Annotated in this window: 18 protein-coding genes; 9 read left to right on the forward strand and 9 right to left on the reverse strand. The window is 62.1% G+C overall.

Annotated elements, in window-relative coordinates; all coding sequences use genetic code 11:
• Window positions 1-25: 25 nt before the first annotated feature.
• Together HF916_RS16960 and HF916_RS16965 are read left to right on the forward strand one after the other, a co-directional pair.
• Complete coding sequence (locus HF916_RS16960) at window positions 26-811, forward strand: enoyl-CoA hydratase/isomerase family protein (protein ID WP_168790036.1); 786 nt, start codon at window positions 26-28, stop codon at window positions 809-811.
• Between the two features lie 81 nt (window positions 812-892).
• Window positions 893-2,947, forward strand: coding sequence for an acetyl/propionyl/methylcrotonyl-CoA carboxylase subunit alpha (locus HF916_RS16965; protein WP_168790037.1), 2,055 nt, complete (start codon window positions 893-895; stop codon window positions 2,945-2,947).
• Window positions 2,948-2,963: 16 nt separating this feature from the next.
• On the opposite strand, the gene HF916_RS16970 is transcribed toward HF916_RS16965, so the two are convergent.
• Together HF916_RS16970 and HF916_RS16975 are read right to left on the reverse strand one after the other, a co-directional pair.
• A complete protein-coding gene (locus tag HF916_RS16970; protein WP_168790038.1) occupies window positions 2,964-3,755 on the reverse strand; it encodes a phosphate/phosphite/phosphonate ABC transporter substrate-binding protein in 792 nt (263 codons plus the stop codon).
• A 26-nt stretch (window positions 3,756-3,781) separates the two neighbouring features.
• Complete coding sequence (locus HF916_RS16975; RefSeq protein ID WP_168790039.1) at window positions 3,782-4,060, reverse strand: DUF1488 family protein; 279 nt, start codon at window positions 4,058-4,060, stop codon at window positions 3,782-3,784.
• Window positions 4,061-4,414: 354 nt separating this feature from the next.
• On the opposite strand from HF916_RS16975, the gene HF916_RS16980 reads away from it, so the two are divergent.
• Complete coding sequence (locus tag HF916_RS16980; protein WP_240975657.1) at window positions 4,415-4,759, forward strand: O-methyltransferase; 345 nt, start codon at window positions 4,415-4,417, stop codon at window positions 4,757-4,759.
• Window positions 4,760-4,887: 128 nt separating this feature from the next.
• Here the strand turns inward: HF916_RS16980 and HF916_RS16985 are convergent, their stop codons facing one another.
• The gene (locus HF916_RS16985; RefSeq protein WP_168790040.1) at window positions 4,888-5,724 is read right to left on the reverse strand and encodes an aldo/keto reductase; all 837 of its coding nucleotides are present in this window, start codon (window positions 5,722-5,724) and stop codon (window positions 4,888-4,890) included.
• A 175-nt stretch (window positions 5,725-5,899) separates the two neighbouring features.
• On the reverse strand, window positions 5,900-6,814 hold the full coding sequence (locus HF916_RS16990; RefSeq protein ID WP_168790041.1) for a LysR family transcriptional regulator: 915 nt from the start codon (window positions 6,812-6,814) through the stop codon (window positions 5,900-5,902).
• Between the two features lie 294 nt (window positions 6,815-7,108).
• Between HF916_RS16990 and HF916_RS16995 the strand changes: the two genes are divergently transcribed.
• The 3 genes from HF916_RS16995 to HF916_RS17005 all read left to right on the forward strand — a co-directional run bounded on the left by HF916_RS16995 (window position 7,109) and on the right by HF916_RS17005 (window position 9,129).
• A complete protein-coding gene (locus HF916_RS16995) occupies window positions 7,109-7,531 on the forward strand; it encodes a DoxX family protein (RefSeq protein WP_168792048.1) in 423 nt (140 codons plus the stop codon).
• A gap of 141 nt (window positions 7,532-7,672) precedes the next feature.
• Window positions 7,673-8,272 carry an NAD(P)H:quinone oxidoreductase gene (gene wrbA / locus HF916_RS17000; protein WP_168790042.1) on the forward strand — a complete coding sequence of 200 codons (600 nt, stop codon included), beginning with the start codon at window positions 7,673-7,675 and terminating at the stop codon, window positions 8,270-8,272.
• Between the two features lie 158 nt (window positions 8,273-8,430).
• Window positions 8,431-9,129, forward strand: coding sequence for a pirin family protein (locus HF916_RS17005; protein ID WP_168790043.1), 699 nt, complete (start codon window positions 8,431-8,433; stop codon window positions 9,127-9,129).
• Window positions 9,130-9,188: 59 nt separating this feature from the next.
• On the opposite strand, the gene HF916_RS17010 is transcribed toward HF916_RS17005, so the two are convergent.
• Window positions 9,189-10,073, reverse strand: coding sequence for a LysR family transcriptional regulator (locus HF916_RS17010; RefSeq protein WP_168790044.1), 885 nt, complete (start codon window positions 10,071-10,073; stop codon window positions 9,189-9,191).
• 102 nt (window positions 10,074-10,175) lie between these two features.
• Here HF916_RS17010 and HF916_RS17015 point away from each other — a divergent pair, with 102 nt between their 5' ends.
• The gene (locus tag HF916_RS17015) at window positions 10,176-11,057 is read left to right on the forward strand and encodes a pirin family protein (protein ID WP_168790045.1); all 882 of its coding nucleotides are present in this window, start codon (window positions 10,176-10,178) and stop codon (window positions 11,055-11,057) included.
• Window positions 11,058-11,108: 51 nt separating this feature from the next.
• Here the strand turns inward: HF916_RS17015 and HF916_RS17020 are convergent, their stop codons facing one another.
• Window positions 11,109-11,720, reverse strand: a complete 612-nt coding sequence (locus HF916_RS17020) for a uracil-DNA glycosylase family protein (RefSeq protein ID WP_168790046.1) — start codon at window positions 11,718-11,720, stop codon at window positions 11,109-11,111.
• 45 nt (window positions 11,721-11,765) lie between these two features.
• A complete protein-coding gene (locus tag HF916_RS17025) occupies window positions 11,766-12,308 on the reverse strand; it encodes a DUF488 domain-containing protein (RefSeq protein ID WP_168790047.1) in 543 nt (180 codons plus the stop codon).
• A 185-nt stretch (window positions 12,309-12,493) separates the two neighbouring features.
• Here HF916_RS17025 and HF916_RS17030 point away from each other — a divergent pair, with 185 nt between their 5' ends.
• On the forward strand, window positions 12,494-13,297 hold the full coding sequence (locus HF916_RS17030; RefSeq protein ID WP_168790048.1) for a hypothetical protein: 804 nt from the start codon (window positions 12,494-12,496) through the stop codon (window positions 13,295-13,297).
• 110 nt (window positions 13,298-13,407) lie between these two features.
• On the opposite strand, the gene HF916_RS17035 is transcribed toward HF916_RS17030, so the two are convergent.
• Window positions 13,408-13,986: a TetR/AcrR family transcriptional regulator gene (locus HF916_RS17035; RefSeq protein WP_168790049.1), complete on the reverse strand. Its 579-nt coding sequence runs from the start codon at window positions 13,984-13,986 to the stop codon at window positions 13,408-13,410.
• 123 nt (window positions 13,987-14,109) lie between these two features.
• On the opposite strand from HF916_RS17035, the gene HF916_RS17040 reads away from it, so the two are divergent.
• Window positions 14,110-15,087, forward strand: coding sequence for an SDR family NAD(P)-dependent oxidoreductase (locus HF916_RS17040; protein ID WP_168790050.1), 978 nt, complete (start codon window positions 14,110-14,112; stop codon window positions 15,085-15,087).
• Window positions 15,088-15,278: 191 nt separating this feature from the next.
• On the opposite strand, the gene HF916_RS17045 is transcribed toward HF916_RS17040, so the two are convergent.
• A complete protein-coding gene (locus HF916_RS17045) occupies window positions 15,279-19,046 on the reverse strand; it encodes a chemotaxis protein CheB (protein ID WP_168790051.1) in 3,768 nt (1,255 codons plus the stop codon).
• Window positions 19,047-19,775 lie beyond the last annotated feature (729 nt).

The following is a 19,775-nucleotide window of genomic DNA, read 5'->3' on the forward strand; positions in this document are numbered from 1 at the left end:
GCAACGAAGCGCGGGAGCAGCGACGATGCAATACGAAACATTGAATGTCGAATTCGCCGGACCGATCGCGACGATCACGCTGAATCGTCCGGACGTGCGCAACGCGTTCAACGAAACGATGATCGCGGAAGTGACCTCGGCCTTCACGGCGTTGAACGATCGCGACGACGTGCGCGCGGTGGTGCTCGCCGCGAACGGCAAGGCGTTCTGCGCGGGCGCGGATCTGAACTGGATGAAGAAGATGGCCGGCTACTCGGACGACGAGAACCGCGCCGACGCGATGCTGCTGGCGAACATGCTGTCGTCGATCTATCGCTGCAACAAGCCGGTGATCGCGCGCGTGAACGGCGACGCGTACGCGGGCGGCATGGGTTTGATCTCGGCGTGCGACATCGTGGTGGCCGTCGAAAGCGCGCGCTTCTGCCTCTCGGAAGCGCGTCTCGGTCTGATTCCCGCCACTATCGCGCCGTACGTGATTCGCGCGCTGGGCGAGCAGGCATCGCGCCGCTATTTCACGACCGCCGAGCAATTCGATTGCGCGACGGCATTGCGTCTCGGGCTCGTCAGCGAAGCCGTCGGCATGGAGCAACTCGACGCCACCGTGCGGCAGATTGCCGACACGCTTTGCGCCAACGGCCCGCAGGCAGTGCGCGCATGCAAGCAACTCGTGCAGGACATTGCGGGCCATGAGTTGAACGACGCGATGATCGAGGACACGGCGGCGCGCATCGCGCGTACGCGTGCCGGCGCGGAAGGCCGTGAAGGCGTCGCGTCGTTCCTCGAAAAACGCACACCGGCCTGGCGCAACTGAAGCATCTATTCCAGGGCGCCCGCCGCGCCTTGATCAGAACAACAGCCCCGAAAAAAACGGCTCACTTCATCGAGACACTTCATGTTCAACAAGATCCTGATTGCCAACCGGGGCGAGATTGCGTGCCGCGTCGCCGCGACCTGCAAGCGGCTCGGCATCGCGAGCGTGGCCGTCTATTCCGATGCGGACGCCAACGCCAAACACGTGGCCGCGTGCGATGAGGCGGTGCACATCGGCGGCTCGACGGCGGCGGAGAGCTATCTGCGCGTCGAACGCATTATCGAAGCCGCGCGCGCCACTGGCGCGCAGGCGGTGCATCCGGGCTACGGCTTTCTGTCGGAAAACGAGGACTTCGCGCAGGCGTGCGAGGCGGCCGGCATCGTCTTCATCGGACCGCCGGTCGAAGCCATCGCCGCGATGGGTTCGAAGGCCGCCGCGAAGGCGCTGATGCATACAGCCGCCGTGCCGCTCGTGCCGGGTTATCACGGCGACGATCAGGATGCGCAACTGTTGCACCGCGAGGCGGATGCGATCGGTTATCCGGTGCTGCTCAAAGCGAGCGCGGGCGGCGGCGGCAAGGGCATGCGCGTGGTGGAACGCAGCGAGGATTTCGCGGCGGCACTCGCTTCGTGCAAGCGGGAAGCGGCGAGCAGCTTCGGCAATGATCGCGTGCTGATCGAAAAATATCTGACGCGGCCGCGTCACGTGGAAGTGCAAGTGTTCGCGGATCGTCACGGCGGCGCGGTCTATCTGTTCGATCGCGATTGCTCGGTGCAGCGGCGTCACCAGAAAGTGCTGGAGGAGGCGCCGGCGCCCGGATTGGCCGCTGAAATCAAGCGCGAAATGGGCGAGGCGGCGGTCGCCGCCGCGCGTGCGGTGAATTACGTCGGCGCGGGCACGGTCGAGTTCATCATGACCGGCACGGGCGACTTCTACTTCATGGAAATGAACACGCGCCTGCAGGTCGAACACCCGGTCACGGAGATGGTGACCGGCCAGGACCTGGTGGAATGGCAACTGCGCGTCGCCGCCGACGAACCGCTGCCGCTCACGCAGGAACAGCTGAAGATCGACGGTCACGCGATCGAGGCGCGTATCTATGCCGAACATCCGGCGCGCGGCTTCCTGCCGTCGACGGGCACGCTCAAGCATCTGCGCATGCCGGAAGGCGTGGAGTTCGCTCTCGACGCGGCCGGTCTCGGCGAGCCGGGACGCAAGGCGCCGGTGCGTATCGACAGCGGCGTGCGTGAAGGCGACACGATCACACCGTTCTACGATCCGATGATCGCCAAGCTGATCGTGCACGGCGCGACGCGTGAAGAGGCGCTCGCGCGTCTGAGCCGCGCGTTGCATGCCTGCGAGGTGGTCGGCCCGCACACCAACGTCGAGTTCCTGCAAAGCATCGTCACGAGCGAGCCGTTTGCGACGGGCGATCTCGACACGGGCTTGATCGAGCGTCATCACGACGCCTTGTTCGCGCCGCGCAAGAAGCCGTTCAAGGAAGCGTTGGCGTTGGCTTGCGCGGCGTTGCTCAAGCGCGAGGGCGGCACGGCGCACGGCGCGTCGCCGTGGGATGCGCTGTCGCACTGGCGCCTGAACGGCGGCTACACGCAGACGCTCGGCTGGCGCGATCTGGACAGCGGCAGCGCGGGTAACGACAGCGAAAGCACCTTCACCGTCACGTTCGCGCGCGACGGCGGCGCGCAAACGCTCGAACACGACGGCGTGCGCGCGAACTTTAGCTGGTCGGACGGCAGCGGTCCGCATGAATACCGCGCGACGATCGGCGATGCGCGCGCAACGGGCCGTGTGTTCGTCGACGGCGACACGTTCCATGTGTTTTGCCTTGGCGAAGCGCTGTCGTTCGAATGGCAGAACCTGCTCGCGCATGCCGCGGATGCCGAAGGCGGCGAAGGCCGCTTGACCGCGCCGATGCCGGGCAAGGTGATCGCGGTGCTGGTCGAACCGGGCACCGTGGTGGAGAAGGGTACGCCGCTGATCGTGATGGAAGCGATGAAGATGGAGCACACCATCGGTGCGCCGACGGCCGGTACGGTGTCGGAAGTGCTGTACTCGGTCGGCGATCAGGTTGCCGACGGCGCGCAGCTTCTGGTGCTGGACGTGCAGCCGCAGTAAATCCGCGGCTCAGGCCTCAGGCGAGGCGCGTATAGCCGACGGCGCGCGCTTCGTTTTCGAGTTGCTCGATGCGTTCGTAGTCCGAGGGCGGCAACACGGAAAAGCCCTGCAAACGCAGACGTTTCGCGCGCTCGGGCTGGGTCACGAGCGCCTCGTTCAGCGCTTCGCGCAGTGCCTCGATCGTCGCTGAGGGCACCGTGTCGGAGGCAATTAAAGGCAGACCCGGCGAGGGCGCCGTCGTGCCGATCCGGCGAACCTGCCGGGCCAGTTCCGGCATTTCATCGCACACGAAAGCGAACGTCACGCAATCGATCGCGGCGACGTCCGCGCGATTTTCCGCCACCGCGCGCAACGAGCCGAGATGCGAGCCGGTTCGCAACACTGAGCTAAAGAACATGCCGGCGCGCGAGAACGGCGCCACGGCGTGGCGAAATACGTTCATGCCGCTATTCGAATCGTCCTGATTGTAGGCGGCGCGCGCGCCGTGGCAGGCCGCGAGCGTCTCGAACTGCGCGTCCGCGCGCGTCACCAGCACGCTCGAATAATGCGCGCCTTCGCAGCCCGGTGCGTCGAAGCGCGGCGTCGCGACCAGTTGAACCTGTTCCTGCAGACCATGCATGAACGGATAACCGCAGGTCTGCGAGATCAATAGATTGGGACGCCGCCAGAAGCCGTGCAATTCCTCGTCCGGTTCGACGATGCGGCACGCGGGCTTGACCATGCGCAGCACGTCGGCGAGCCACTCGCGCCACTCGAGGTCGAGCGCGGGCGTGACGTTATACATTGGCAGGGCGGCGATCCAGGTCATGATGCGATTCTGGCATACCTGTTGTTTTAATGTCTGACCAGTCGGAATTCGTCGAGGCCGAGACGCACCGGCTCTGTCGGTCTGAATGCCCATTTCTGCGCCGCGACCGACAGGATCTCGAACTGCGCATCCTCGAATGCGACGAGCAGATCTTCCTTGCGTTTGCTCGCCGCGCCGCAAAAGGTCACAAGTGCCTCGGCGCTGACCTCGAAAATCTGCGCGCGATCATCACAGCACACCCGGAACGCGACCGTCGCGCATTCCGTCACACAGGGCCTGAACCCTTCATCGACATAGACCGACATAGCCATCTCCCGCCATACACACGCCTGAGCCATCAGGATGACAAGTCGTAAGCTGTCGGTATGTGGGAAAACCGGCATTTGCGGTGAAATGGCGCGACTCAATAGGCTGCGTCGAGCAGAAACTGAATACGTCTGCGGAAGCTTTTTGTAATCGGCTCCCTCTTTGTCCCCGGTATTCGACCGTTTTGCGGCGAAGCTCGCTGGCTACACTCGCTCCAGCGATTTCGCGTTGGCGCAGGCCAATCAACACGAGAGGGGAACGATGATCCACAGCAGTCGATACAGCCAGCTTGCGCGCAACCGCACCCGGCAACCGCGCAAGCCGCGCGAGCGGCGCGCGGCCGTGTGACCACCATGGAATTGCACGACGACAAATCGGCCTACGCACGCGAGATGGCGGGCCGCGCCGGCGTTGCTTCTTATGTCGATTTCAAGGTCGGCAATGCGGTCGCCCTGATCGAGGATATGCCGATCAAGCCGGATTTCGTCTTCATCGATCTTTGGAAAGATCTCTACGTGCCGTGTCTCGACGCGTTTTATCCGAAGCTCAATGCGGGCGCGATTATCGTCGCCGACAACATGATTCGGCCAGGCGGCGAGAATGCGTTGCGCTATATGCGCGCGGTTCGCGCGAAGCCGGGCATGACGAGTCTATCGTTGCCGGTGGGTTCCGGTCTGGAGGTCAGCCGGTTTCGCTGAGGGGTAAACCCGCTCAAACGGATCATCGCGGCGGCCATCGAGAATGCTCGACAAAGCGGGCTTGCGCAGCGGGGAATGATGATTGATCACGCCATTGCGTTTCCGGTATCGCGCCGCAGACCCGGTCGTCAAGCTCCCGTGCTATCCCACGGCGGGGCAAGACCCGGCGGATCTACGATCCGGCTATTCGCCGTCGCCAATGCGTGGATGGCCGCCATGTCGGCACCATCTAACTCGAAGTCGAATACCGCCATGTTTTGTGCCAACCGATCGATCCGCGTGGTTTTCGAAAGCGCCACAACGCCGGGCTGTTGAACAAGCCACCGTAAGACGATCTGGGCGATGGTTTTGTCATGACGGGCCGCGATCTCCTTGAGCGTTGGGTCGGAAAACACGCGGCCAATCGCCATGCCGCAATAGCCTGTCACGGCAAGCCCAGCTTGACGCGTGCTTTCGATGAGCAAGGATTGGTTCAGGTACGGATGGTATTCGAACTGATTCGTGACCAGCGGAGCCGCCGAAAGCCGGATAGCTTCCGTCATCAGTGCACGGTTGAAATTGCTGACGCCTATGTGCCGGACCTTGCCGGCGCGCACGGCCGCATTGAGTCCCGCGACCTGTTCGGCCAAGGGCACATCCGATCCCGGCCAGTGCAGCAGGAGCAAGTCGATATGGTCCGTCTTGAGCTTGCGTAGACTCTCGTTCACGGACGCATCGAAGTGTCTTGCGGAGTAGTTGCTGACCCAGACCTTGGTCGTGAGAAATATTTCGTTTCTGGGGATGCCGGATTCGGCGACGCACTCGCCGATCTCGACTTCGTTACGGTAGATCTGCGCGGTGTCGATATGGCGGAAGCCAGCACGAAGGGCGGCGGGGATCATTCGATGGATGTCGTCGCCATTCATCCCGTAGGTGCCAAAGCCTATGGCCGGAATGGCCGCGTTACCGGCACGGACGTTTTGCATGAACTGTTCCTGATGGGCCAAGCGTCAAGGAGGATGGCGGGAAGAGTAAGCGTTGGCGTGTCGGAAAAGAAGCCTATAGCTTTCGATGCGATCTATCGTCGGAGGCGATACTTATTGGGCGGGTTATATCGACGTGAGGCCATCCGCGAAGCCTCGTGCAGTTACGCGCTCACGATCACTTCCGGTTCAGTTCTTCGAATCCCGAAACCAGGGCGTCCAGTAGATGCCGGACGGCCGGAACCATGCCGCGGCGCGTGGGGAAGATCGCGTGCACGAGGCCAGGCGTCGTAGCCAGACCCGCCAGCAAGTGCTGCAACCGGCCGGCCTGAATATCGGCGTCGACCAGTTCGCGAGGCAGCATCGCCACGCCGACGCCTTGCAAGGCGGCAACCCGCAAGCTCGCTAGGTCGTCGGTCGCCAGACGAGGTAGATGCGCCCATGACGTCGTGCGACCCTCGGCGTCCACCAGGTTCCACGCAAACCGCTCGCTCCTGCTGGACATGGCAAGAGTGGGCCATTCCTTCAGCGATTCAAGCGACTTGGGCACCGGATGGCGCGCCGCCAGATCCGGACTGGCGACCAGAATCTGAACGGATAAGCCTAATTGCCGGACGGCGAGATCGGTGTCTTCCAAAGGGGGAAGCCGGACCCGGATGGCGAAGTCCAGACCTTCCTCGACCACATCCACGCGGCGGTTGGTTGCATCGACCAGGACCTGCACTTGCGGGTTGTCCTGGACATACTGCGCAATGATCGCGGAGATGCCGGAGGTCAGCAGTGCCACGGGGCAGCTTATCCGTATGGTGCCCTGCGGCTTTGAGCGCGTCTGGTCCACGAAATCCCTGGCGGCCTTCGACTCCGCGACCAGGGCGAGGCAATGCTGGTGGAAGCGTCGCCCGGTTTCCGTCAGGGACAGGCTCCTGCTGGTGCGATTTAGCAGACGAACGCTAAGCTCTTCCTCCAGTGCGCGAACACGGCGGCTGAGTTTCGACGTTTGTACGCCGAGGCTGCGGGCCGCTGCCGTGAAACTTCCGTGCTCGACGACTTCCGCGAAAAGTCGAAGATCATTGAGGTCGGTGATTGGGTTCATCGGGGGCTTTAAGTTGGGCCTTTGACGACTTGGTTATCTCGCGGATCGAAGTGCCCCACACGCGCAAGGACGGATCGACACTGGCTGTGCCTGGCCGCTATGTAGTTTCCATACTCCACCACCTCAGCGAGGAACCGAAGATCGCTTAGACGAGTGATCTGGTCCATCGGGAAACCGTGATTCATTCCCATCGTTCTACCAGAAGCAACGATACATTGTCGACACGGAGATATGCGCATCAACATTGCGGACGTAGCATTCATGTCGGTCGTCATTTCACTTCAGGAGATTGTCATGGATCGTTATAGGTTTCTTCCGTTGTTGGGCCGCATCTTGATCGGGGCGCCGTTTGTCATGAGCGGGCTTGGCAAGCTGGGAGCGTATGCTGCGACAGTCGGCTATATTGCCGCCATGGGTCTGCCGGTGCCGCCGCTTGCGTTTGTTGTTGCCGTGCTGACCGAACTGGGCGGCGGCCTGCTGCTGCTGTCGGGCTACAGGGCTCGCGCCGTATCGCTGGCGATGGCGGTATTCTGCGTGGTCACTGCATTGTTCTTTCACCACAACTTCGCCGATCAAAACCAGATGATTCACTTTCTCAAGAACGTGATGATGGCCGGTGGTCTTCTGCAGATCACCTACTTCGGTGCCGGCGCGTTCAGCCTGGACGCGCGCTCCGCGCGGACAGCTTCGGGCCGTTCACCTCTGAGCGCGAGCTAACAGGACGGATCCGCTGAGACGACCGCCTGGCCGGCCGGATCGTCTCACATGAATGGGCACCTCGCAGTAACACAGTGCGCGTTGTCGGGCGCACATCATTTCCCCCAGTGGCATCACCGCAGATATAGGAAGGAGATCGAAATGTCGAAAGTTCTGGTTCTATACTATTCCTCGTATGGTCATGTCGAAGCGTTGGCGGATGCCGTCGCCGAAGGTGCGCGCTCGGCGGGCGCTACGGTCGACGTCAAGCGGGTGCCTGAGACCGCGCCGGAGGAAGTCGCCAAAGCCGCCCACTTCAAGCTCGACCAGCAAGCGCCGGTTGCAACGATCGCCGAGCTCGCCAACTACGACGCGATCGTCGTCGGCACGCCGACCCGTTTCGGGCGCATCTCGTCGCAGATGGCGGTGTTTCTGGATCAGGCCGGCGGCTTGTGGATGAGCGGCGCATTGAACGGCAAGGTCGGCGGTGCCTTCACTTCGACCGCCAGCCAGCACGGCGGACAGGAGGCGACGCTGTTTTCGATTATCACCAACCTCCTGCACTTCGGCATGACCATCGTCGGCCTGCCGTATAGCCATCAGGGGCAGATGACGTTGGACGAGATCGTCGGCGGCTCTCCGTATGGCGCCACGACCATTGCCGGTGGACAAGGTCAGCGTCAGCCGAGCGCTATCGAGCTTGCCGGTGCTCGCCACCAGGGCGAACTGATCGCCCGCACGGCAAACAAGCTGTTTGCCTGAGCGTCATTCAGGTTTGCACCATCGACGCGTGAATGAGACGGCCAGGCGGATTCCCGCCTGGCCGGTACCGGTCTGGATATCGAATTGACCTGGATAGGAGCGTCGTACGACATTGGCGACACGCGCCGCATTGACCGTGGCGCGAAACGGAAAAAGACATGCTTATACACAGACGTTGGGAATCATTGGACGGGGCAGAGCGCGGCTGGCTGCGCGCGAAACATCACTTCGTGGTCAGCGCCGACGGCAATCCCGCACACGCCGCCCTAGGTCCCCTGATTGTCTGGAACGATGACGAGATCGCGGTTGGCAGCGGGTTCCCCCTGCACGGGCACCGCGACATGGAGATCATCACGTATGTGCGCCAGGGCCTGCTCGGGCATCGAGACACCCTGGGATCCGAGGGAACGATCCACGCGGGCGATGTCCAGGTCATGAGCGCCGGCACGGGCATACGCCACGCCGAGTTCAACAAGGGTGAGGTGCCGCTCAAGCTTTACCAGATCTGGCTGCTGCCTCGTGAAGCCGGTCGTGAACCCGCATGGGATACCAGGCCGTTTCCCAAAAGCGACCGGTCAGGGCGCTTTGTAGTCCTTGCCAGCGGGTTCGCTCGCGATGAAGGCGCGCTTCCCATTCGCGCCGATGCGCGTGTGCTTGGCGCAATGCTCAAGGCAGGCGAAAGCGTTCGACACGAGTTGGGTCCGGCGCGTCGTGCCTATCTCGTCGTGGCCTCGGGACGCATCGAGGTGAATGGCGAGCCCGTCGGGCCGCTGGACGGCGTGGCGATCACGAAAGTCGCCGCGGCGCAGATTGCCGCCCTCGAAGATTCCGAACTGGTGATGGTGGACGCGGGCTAATTCCCTTTTTTGCACTCCACCGACGCAAATTCAGTTCAGACCAGATCGCCGTAATTAACCTACTTCCCCAGTTGTGCGATGAAGGCGCGGGCAGCCGGCCCCGGCGGCGCGTCCTTGCGGTAAACAACCTTCATCGGCATCACGACTTCGCGCGGCAGGCCTTCAATGCGAATCGTGACCAGGGCGCCACTGTCGAGATCCTCCTTGACCATGTGCAGAGGCATATGGCCCCAGCCCAGTCCCGCCTTCAGAAAGGCGTGCTTGGCCCCCAGATCCGCGAGCCTCCACGTCGAGGCGGTCAGGACACCGAATTCGCGTCCTTCGGACAGTGCGGTCCGGTCGCTGAGGACCAGTTGCACGTGCTTTTTGATTGCGGCCGCCGACACAAGGCCTCGGCGATTTGCCAGCGGATGAGAGGGGCTCACGACGGTGACCAGCTCGAGCTCGCGCAACAGTTCGACCTGCAGTTCGTCCGTAACGATCGGCAGGGTGCCGATCACGCCGATGTTGCAAACCCGATCGAGCACCAGCTTCATCACGCCACCCAGTGCCTCGACATAGAGCCGCAGCGGCGTGTGCGGATAATCCTTTTGCGATTGAGCCGCCGCGCTCGTCAGGCTGTCCATGGGGTACATCACGTCCATCGCCACCGCGAGCTCGGGCTCCAGACCTTCTCGCATCGCGCGTGCTCGCGCCTTGAAGCCATCAATCGTATCCGCCACGGAACGGGCGTCGAGCAGCAAGCTCTTGCCGGCGTCGGTGAGTTGCGGGTAACGGGCCGTGCGATCGAACAGTTTCACCCCGAGCTGTGCCTCGAGATTCGAGAGGGTCTGGCTGACCACTGATTGCGCGCGCCGGAGCTTGCGTCCGGCCGCTGAGAAGCTGCCTTCATCGACTGCCGCGATGAAGGTCCGAAGCTGGTCCAGGGTCACGCCGTCAAGCATATCCATCGCTCCAGGCGATATGTGAAATCTAAAAATATAGGCTTTTAAGATGGCGTGCAAGCTCTTATCTTACGGGCATCGCGTTTTTCTTGAGGCAGAGCCATGAACATCGACACAGCCGTACTCAACCCGATTCAGGAAACCATGCTGGCGCCGCGCCGGATTGCTTTTCGCACCGGCGGCAGTGCGCACGGCGGCATTACTCGTCTGGCCAGTCCTTCCGATATCGGAGAATTGATCAAGCCTTTTGTGTTCCTCGATCACGCCGTGGTTGTGCCGACCGGCAAGCCGATGTTTGGGTTCCACCCGCACTCGGGCATCGCAACACTCACCACCGTGCTGAGTGGCGGCATCTCCTATGCGGACACGACCGGCAAGCATGGAGAACTTCACGCCGGCGGCCTCGAATGGATGAAGGCGGGCAATGGTGTCTGGCACGACGGAAACGTCTTGCCTGGCGAAACCGTACGCCTCTTTCAACTCTGGGTTGCGCTACTGCCCTCGCTGGAGAATTCGCCGCCGGAAAGCCAGTACATTTCGCCGGCCCTGGTCCAGCGCGATGGACCCGTCCGCGTGATTCTCGGTCGCCACGGATCTGCGGCGAGTGAGATTCGCGCGCCTGAAGGCATCAACTACTTTCACGTTCAACTGAGCGCTGGAGAGACGTGGCGATATGTGCCGCCCGCCGGGCACAACGTCGCGTGGCTCGCGATCGACAAGGGCCGCTTGAACGCGTCCGAGCCGATCGAGGCGGGGCAACTCGCCGTGTTCGAGGAATCGGACGAGGCGCCCATTGAGTTGCACGCCGAGGACGCGACGTCGTTCGTCATCGGCTCCGCTATCAAGCATCCGTATCCGCTGGTGCTCGGCCACTACTCGGTGCATACGAACCCAGACGCGCTTGCGCAGGGCGAGGCCGAGATCCGCCGCGTCGGTCGCGATCTGGCCGCGCAGCGTCGCAACGGTGCGGCGCGAAATACTTGATGTGGGAACTCGTCCGGCAGCTTATTGTGACCTGCCGATCACCGCAAATTTTCACGCGGCAGGGGTCGCCAATGCCGCCGCGACTCGCTCGCGCAATGTCGGCAAAACGCTCGCATCGAACCACGGATTGCGTTTGAACCAGGCAATGTTGCGCGGCGACGGATGCGGCAGCGGCACGACCTGTGGGCCGAATTCGCGCCACCGGACGAGCGTGTCCGTCAGGGTCGGTCCGAATGCCTTGCCCAGTCCGAATCGCTGCGCGTATTGTCCGACCAGCAGCGTGAGCCGGACCGACGACATGTGCGCGAGCAATTCCTTATGCCAGCGGGCGGCGCACTCGGGGCGCGGCGGCAAATCACCGCTCGGGCCGCGGCCTGGAAAACAGAAGCCGATTGGCACGACGGCGAATTTCGACGTGTCGTAGAACGTGGTGTCGTCGACGTCGAGCCACGCGCGCAACCGCGCACCGCTCGCGTCGCTCCACGGAACGCCAGACGCATGAACCCGCGCGCCCGGCGCCTGGCCGATGATCAGAATGCGCGCCTGCTCGGATGCCGCCAGCACCGGCCGTGGAGCGTGCGGCAGCACCGCCGAGCAGAGTGTGCAGGCGCGAATCTCGCGAAGAAGGATATCGAGCGACGTGGGTTGTGTAGTGGCAGTCATGCAATCGTGCAAAACGGCTGACGGGCAGTCGCGTTGTGTGCCGGTTCAGGTCGTGGTTTGAGCCGGATAGATCAACGTGCCGTCGGGTTGAGGTTGCGCGCCCGGTGTCATCGTCGCAACGGTCGTGTGACGCGCGTCCATGATGTGCAGTACGGTCTCGCCGTGCAGCAGCAGGTAATCCGTGATGATACGCCGGTGGCAGCGCCACCAGACCGCCTCCGCGCACATGATCGCGCAGCGGCGCTGATGGCCGAGCGCGAGCAGCTGCGCCAGGCCATCGCGGAAAGCGTCGCTCATCGCATAGTCCGCGTAATTGCGGAACGCCGGATGGGTCCAGTACGCGTTGAGCGACGATGCATCGTCTTTGCGCCTGCTGCGGCGCCCACCCAGATCTGCGAGATGCACGTAATCGATGTGTTCCGGCGCGAGCGCATCCGGCAGCGTGTCCTGATTGAACTGCGGATTGGTGCGTGAGCGTGGAATGCTGCGCACATCGATCAGCGTCGCGACTTCCGCCTCCTTCAGCAGACTCACGAATTCGGGCAACGGACGGTTGGAATGACCAATCGTGCAAAAGGGGCGGCTCATCGGTGCCTTCCTGAAACGCTTGCGTCCATGCCATGTTGTGTACAACGTGGGTTGCGAAAGGTCAACGTGCCGACGCCAACGAAATCGTCGCGCGGCGAGGGCCGATCCATCGGTTTGAACGATCGCCATGTCCTCTACGGAGCAATCTGCACCTTGGAACTATACTGGAGCACCTGGAGGCCTCAATGACCGATCACGACAGACTGCATCCACTACGTCCGCTCCTGAAAAATTGGGTTTGGGAGCATGGTCGAGTTGGGACTCGCTACTTGGACTGCGTTGATGGCGAGATCAAGTTTGACGAAGGCAAGAAATCGCATTTTGCAGCCGAGAAGTATACCTACGTGCCCCTCGGTAAGGACGCTCAAGACAATGTATCCGAGGAGGGTCCCGCGATCCAGGAGGCGGGACTTGCCCGATTTTTGCGGGCTGCGCAGTTGGGCAAGCCAGAGGAAGCCGGTTCTGTGGCGGAGGTTCAACGCGCGGTGCAGGACTGCGTTGAACTCGGCCTGTTCAGCGCCTATCAATGGGAGGCGCGCGAGGCATTTGCCCGCTACGCGCAGGAACCCATGTTCGAGGACGAGATCCGCGCGGCGGTTGTCGACGACATCCGGCGTAGTTACGCCCGCATGCCGGAACAACTGGCGCTGTACGATTTCAGTGTGCTTTACGGCTTGCCCACACCGCTGCTTATCAGCGAGACGCCCTTCATCGACTGGCGCGTGCGCGCCAGTCCGGCTCTTCCGTTTGTATCGCTTCCGCTGGGACCTTATTGCCTGCTTGTCGGCGCGCCGTCGGGCAGGCAAAGCCGAGTCGGCCCGGTGGTCTGGAAGGCGGCTGCCGCGATGGGCCCGTTGAAGGACCACAACCGCCGGATCGCGGAGCACGCACGTCTGTGGCTGGTGGCGACTACGGATGACCAGCTCGTTGCCGCACAAAGCCGTATTGCTGCGGCGTTGGGCGCGAGGCAAGAGGATATGAAGCGCTGACCGCCACTGAAGGCGGAGGTTGGTGGCGCCCGGTCGCCAATTCGGTCTCCCGCGGGAGCGAACAGAAGGGGATGAACTTCTGAGCGACTCAACGGGCCCGCTTGCCGAACCTACTCCGTCGGCCTGGACCCAAGTAAAAGTATATCGACCAGCCTCTTCGCACTTTGCTGCCAGTCTGGCGCCGACGCGACATTCGAAACGCCGACGAGCGCGCGAAGCAGATCCAGTGGCTCGATATCGGGGCGGATGTCGCCACTCGCGATTGCGCCCATGACGAGCGAGTGAATCGCGTCCTTGATCTGCGCGCCGGACGATTCGAATAGCTTCGTCGGCCCTCCGACGATTGAATTCAATGCAGGCGCAATGATCTTCTTCGTTTCGATGTAATCCACGAAGAGCAACATCCACGATCGCAACGCATCGGGAGGAGGCAGCGAGTCGGACAGTCTGCGCTGCTCCTCGGCAAGCTTCGCCACCTCGGCACGGTAGACGCTCTCCAGCAGCGCATCGCGCGTAGGGAAGTGCCGGTACAGCGTGCCTGCACCGACGCCCGCCTGACGGGCGACGTCCTCCAGGCTGATTTCGCCACCAGCGCGAGTGAACGCCGTTTTCGCTTCTTCAAGGATGCGCTCGCGATTGCGCAGCGCGTCTGCTCTGGGTTTTCGTTCTTTTGGCGTCGAATCGGTCATTTACACGTCGGGTCCTTGCAAACGGAGGGTGTCTCCGTTTAGTATCGATAAAAGCGGAGGTAAGCTCCGTTTCTATCCCGGACGGGGAATGACGTCAATCTTCATTGTGCTGGAGCGGCGGAAATGACTGAGAAATTTGGGGCGACTTCGACGACGGACGACGTGCTCGCAGGCGTCGATCTTCATGGCAAGCGAATTCTGGTGACCGGTGTGTCGGCGGGATTGGGCGTAGAGACGGCGCGGGCGCTGGCGGCGCGCGGGGCCAACGTTATCGGCGCGGCTAGAGATCTGGAAAAAGCAAAGCAGGCAATCGCTGAGGCGCGGCGGGAGGCCGCCGCGGCGGGCGGCAGCATCGAGCTGATAGCGCTCGATCTTGCGAGCCTCAAGAGCGTCAGGGATTGCGCCGACAGGCTGCGGGAGGACGGCAAACCTATCGACGTCATCATCGCGAACGCGGGCGTGATGGCAACGCCCTTTGGCAAGACCGCGGATGGATTCGAGACGCAGTTCGGTACGAACCATCTGGGGCATTTCGTGCTGGTGAATCGCCTGGCGTCGCTGATCCCATCGGGTGGTCGAGTCGTGATGCTCGCGTCGTCGGGCCACCGTTTCGCTAACGTGGATCTCGACGAACCGGGCTTCGAGCGAACGCCTTACGACCCGTTCGTTGCATACGGGCGCGCCAAGACGGCGAATATTCTGTTTGCGGTGGCCTTCGATCAGCGGCATCGAGCGCGCGGTGTACGCGCAGCCGCAGTTCATCCGGGCGGAATCCACACAGAACTCGCTCGTCACATGGACGAAAGCCAAATGACTGCGCTGCTCGGAGGGATCAACAAGCAGCTCGAGTCGGAGGGGAAGGGGCCGTTTCAGTTCAAGACCGTGCCACAAGGGGCAGCGACTTCCGTGTGGGCGGCGGTGGTGGCGGCAGCTGACGCCGTGGGCGGTAGATACTGCGAGAACTGCCATGTGAGCCAAACCGTTGCCGACGACGTTGTCATCACGCCCGTCAGCGAAGGCGTCCGACGCTATGCGCTTGACGCTGCAGGCGCTGACGCGCTCTGGCGCAAGAGTGAAGAAATGGTCGGTGAATCGTTCTGACGCGACGCTGCGGATGCTACTGAGGCGGTCGTCCGCTACGCGAGAGTCATTGCTTCATGCGGCGGTCGTTTCCGGGTCGACATGAGTGTTCTCGGCGGGTCTTTTCATCATTGCGTCTGCGGCAGACTGGGAATCGATGACACGCGGCCACAGTTCTGCATGCCATGCGTTTCGGACTCGGCGAGTGCCGCTCACGGCGCATTTTTGGCAGTCGTACGCCTGCTGCGACATGACTCAACTAACGCATTAAGCTGCTCGAGATTGGCGGGCTTGACCAGGTGACAATCGAAACCAGCCTGCCGGCACCGCTCGGCATGCTGTTCCCCTCCATACCCACTCACCGCGATCACGACAGCATCGGCCAGAGCCGGCATCGTACGTAGCCGCTGTACGACCTCATAGCCGTCCATTCCGGGCAGGCCAATGTCGAGCAATACCACGTCGGGGCGAAAATCCTCCGCGGTCCGCAACGCGGCTGGCCCGTCGCAGGCTATCTGCACCTCATGTCCGTCGAGTCGCAACAGCGCGGCGCTGCTTTCCGCCGCGTCGACATTGTCGTCGACGACCAGAATCCGGTGGGTAGCGGTTGGTCCTTCCGCCGATCGACCGGGGTTCGGTGAATGTTCCGGTGCGGTGCCCGGCAGCAGTGCCGGAAGCCGGACGACAAACCTGCTGCCGCGATCAAGACCTTCGCTGGAAGCATGCACCGATCCCCGGTGCAGTTCAACCAGCCGCCGCACCAGCGTCAGGCCGAGCCCGAGACCCGCGCCCCTGCGATCGGACGTTCGCTGCGCTTGAACAAAGATCCTGAAAATCGTAGGGATGAACTCGGCAGTCATCCCGATACCGTTGTCGGTGACGCTCAGTACGGCATCGTGTCTTTCGCGTTCGAGCGAAAGCCGGATGCGACCACCGGCAGGGGTGTACTTGATCGCGTTGCCGAGCAGGTTCGTCACGATCTGCTCAAGCCGCATCGTATCGCCCTCGACCGTCAGGATTTCCTCTGGCAACTCGAGTGTCAACTCGTGCTGTCGCGCTCCGATTTCCGCCTGCATCGTCTCGACCGCGTGGCGAACCGCATCAGCCAGATCGATGCGCTGTACCTTGAGCGTGATGATGCCGCGCGAAATCCGGGATACGTCCAGCAGGTCGTCGACCAGACCGATCTCATTGGCAAGCTGACGCTGGGCGGCAGCCTGAGCCGCCTTGATGGACGCATCGTCGGCATCACCGCGTTGCCATAGCTGTATCCCGTTGCGAATCGCAGCAAGAGGATTACGCAGTTCGTGCGCAAGCATGGCAAGGAATTCGTCCTTTTGATTATCCGCTGCCTCTAGACGCGTCACCGCATCGCGCTGCTGGGTCATGTCCTGAATGGTGAGCAGGACAAGCGCCTGCTCAGGCCATGCGATGCGCACTGCGTTCAGGCACATGGTGCGCGTGCCGACGCGCGGAAACTCGTGCGTTATCTCGTAGTCGCGAACGCTGGTCCTCTCTGGAAGAATTTCTTCGAGCATCGTGCGCAGCGCAGGAATATCCCACTGGCCGTTGCCGAGCAGATACAGCTTCGTGCCAATCGTCGCCTCGGCCGAGGTCGCGAATGCCTGGTAGAAGGCCCGATTGGCTCGCGTGATGCGCAGATCCGCCTCGAGTACGAGGACCGGTTCGGCGATCGTTTCAATGATCGCCTCGGCGTAGTCGCGCGCACGCGTGACTTCATCGTGCAGGGTCTTCAGCTCACGGACCCGATAGCGCAGCTCGTCGTTGGTCGTGGAAAGCTCCTCGTTGACTGACTGCAGTTCCTCCTTGGCTGTCTCGAGTTCCTCGTTGGTGCTCTGGAATTCCTCATTGCTGGAGAGCAGTTCCTCCTCGCTCGATTTGAGCTCTTCCCGGGCGCTCTCATGCTCTTCGATCGTTGCCCGAAGCTGTTCACGGGTGGCGTCCAGTTCGGTTCTGAGACGCGCGATCTCCGCGTCCTGGTCGCCTCGATCCTGCTCGTGCGTTCGGGCGAGGCCCCGCTTCAAGGTCCGAAGCACGGCGGACCTGATCGAACCATCTTCGAACGCGGCTGGCCTGCTTTCCGCTATCCGTTGCGGCGCGCCCTCAAAGAAGACGATAAACCACCGTCCATCGGCACCGGCGATCTGTATCTGATGCACCTCGATGCCGGCATCGCCCGCGCTCCCCGCAGTTCCGACGCGCAGTCCTGTCTTGCGCAACGGGGCGCCACTCGTGCGGGCCTGCCGGACGGCTTCGCTGATGGCCAGAAACACTTCCGGTCGGGCGAGCCGTTGCAGATTGCTGCTCGGCGGCCCTTCGGGATTGACCAGATACGGTCCGGTGTCGCCGTGAAACTCGATGATGTTCAGTTCGTCATCGCACAGGACATAGGGTGGTGCATACCGCGTGAGCGCCTTGCGTGCGGCCTCGCGCCCCAGCCGTTCGACTAGCGGTGGCTCGCGTCGATCCTGCGTCGAACTCGTGGGCTGGACCGCCGATTCGGGCGACGACATCAGACTGAGCGAACGGGCACCCGGGTGTGCGGGACGAGGCTTCTTGCTATACAGCTTCGTACGCTTGCTTTCGATGACGCCGAACAGGTCGGAGAAGGCGCCCACCGTTTCCGATGGCCCCAGCATCAGCACGCCGCCGGAACGCAACGCGTAGTGAAACAGCGGCATGACGTTTCGCTGCAGAACCGGATTCAGGTAAATGAGAAGATTGCGGCAGCTAACAAGATCCATCCGCGAGAAGGGCGGGTCGGTGGCAACGTTGTGACGTGCGAACGTGCAAAGATCCCGGATGCGCTTGTCGAGCCGGAAGTAATCGCCGTCCCGTACAAAGAAGCGTTGCAGACGCTGGGACGATACGTTTCGTGCGATGTTTTCGATGTAGCGTCCGGCGCGGGCAACGTCCAGTGCATCGACGCTCACGTCGGTACCGAAAATCTGGATCGGCGTATCCGCTGCGCGTTCTCCCAGGTATTCGATCAGGCAGATGGCGATCGAATAGACTTCCTCGCCGGTCGCACAGCCGGGAATCCACAACCGGATCGGCATATCCGGTTCGCGGTCTGCGAGCAACCTCGGAAATACGATCTGGACCAGCGCTTCGAACGTTTCTGGGTCGCGGAAAAATTGGGTCACCTGGATCAGCAGATCCCGTCCGAGTGCGAGCACTTCCGTCGCATCGGATTCGAGCACGACTGCGTAGTCCGCGACGGACGAGATCTGACGCAGCGCCATGCGCCGGGACAGCCTGCGTTCAATGGTGCCGCGTTTGTAGTGCGTGAAGTCGACGTTGCAGGCCTTGTGAAGCAACCGGAATACATGCCGCAGACTTTTTTCAGCCTGGGTTGCCGGCATCGACTGATCGGGACCGGTATGGGGCTGCCGTCCGATGCGCGCGATCTCCTCCGCGATTTGCCGCGGGGGAAGAACCAGATCGACGCATCCCGTGCCAATAGCTGCCTGAGGCATGCTGGCAAAACGGGCGGACGCCTCGTCCTGGGCGAACGTGATGCCACCTTCATTCTGAATTGCCTTGAGACCTAGCGCACCGTCGGATCCACTGCCCGAGAGTATGACCCCGATGGCGTTGGCGCCCTGGTCGTTGGCGAGCGACTCCAGCAGGTCGTCGATTGGCATTGGTGGCCCGAGAATGTCGACGCGTGGCTGCAGGTTGATGCGCCGCTCCGCAATCAGCATGCGGGCGTTGGGCGGAATGACGTAGACGTGGTCAGCCTCGATGGCCATTCCCTCGATCGCCTCGACAACTGGCATCGCGGTATGTTTGGTCAGAATCTCCGGCAGCAGGCTACGACGGGACGGATCGAGATGCTGCACGATAAGGAATGACAGCCCGCTCGAACGCGGAATCGTGGAGATGAGTTCGGAGATCGCCTCCAGTCCGCCCGCGGAAGCGCCGATACCTACAATGGGAGAGGCTGAAGGCGCCAACTCTGCCTCTGCCGCTGGTATGTTGAACACAGGCTGGATCCCGTCCGGAGCAAACGCAGATATTGACATGGCTGAAGCCAATTTTATGCCTGATTACTCGCAAACAAGACAATGAATGATAGTCGGCCCGGCATTTGATCGCTTAGCGTAAATATTACTGCGCCGACGGAGCGGCAACCGGGGCAACCTTACCGTCTTGGCCATGATGGCCGTCTGGGCCGCGCGGCTTGTCCGCCTGTCATGAGAGAGGCGGCGACGCTCCCGCTCCTACGCCGTTTGCCAAGACCTCAACTGCCGATGACATCTCCGCCGAGGTTGTGCAGCGACGCGTCGCCGCTAAATGGCAAAGCGCGAGGTTGCATTCCGCACAGACCAGATCACAGATGAGTGCGTGAGCGCCTATATTTGACCGTGCGGCGCAGCGGACGCCTCGCGATCATCTTTGCGACCGGAAAGTCTGACAGGTTGCTCGCATCACAGCGTGTGGCAGTAGCCGATTCTTCAGGCTGGAATCCAGGCGCGGGGAAAAACGTTGCCCAGAGCCAGTAAGGCATTGCAAATGTGTTCATCGGGACTACCTCGTTGAAATGTGGTCATGCGAAAAGGTGGCACACGCGTCGACTGGCCCCCACCTCCTGCGCATTTCCCGTTCCCGCACATTATTTCTTCGGCACTCCGTCCATGTCCTCCTTGCAGAGCCATATTGATCCCGCTACGGACCCTCCTATC

The organism is Paraburkholderia aromaticivorans (assembly GCF_012689525.1).
GTDB lineage: Bacteria > Pseudomonadota > Gammaproteobacteria > Burkholderiales > Burkholderiaceae > Paraburkholderia > Paraburkholderia aromaticivorans_A.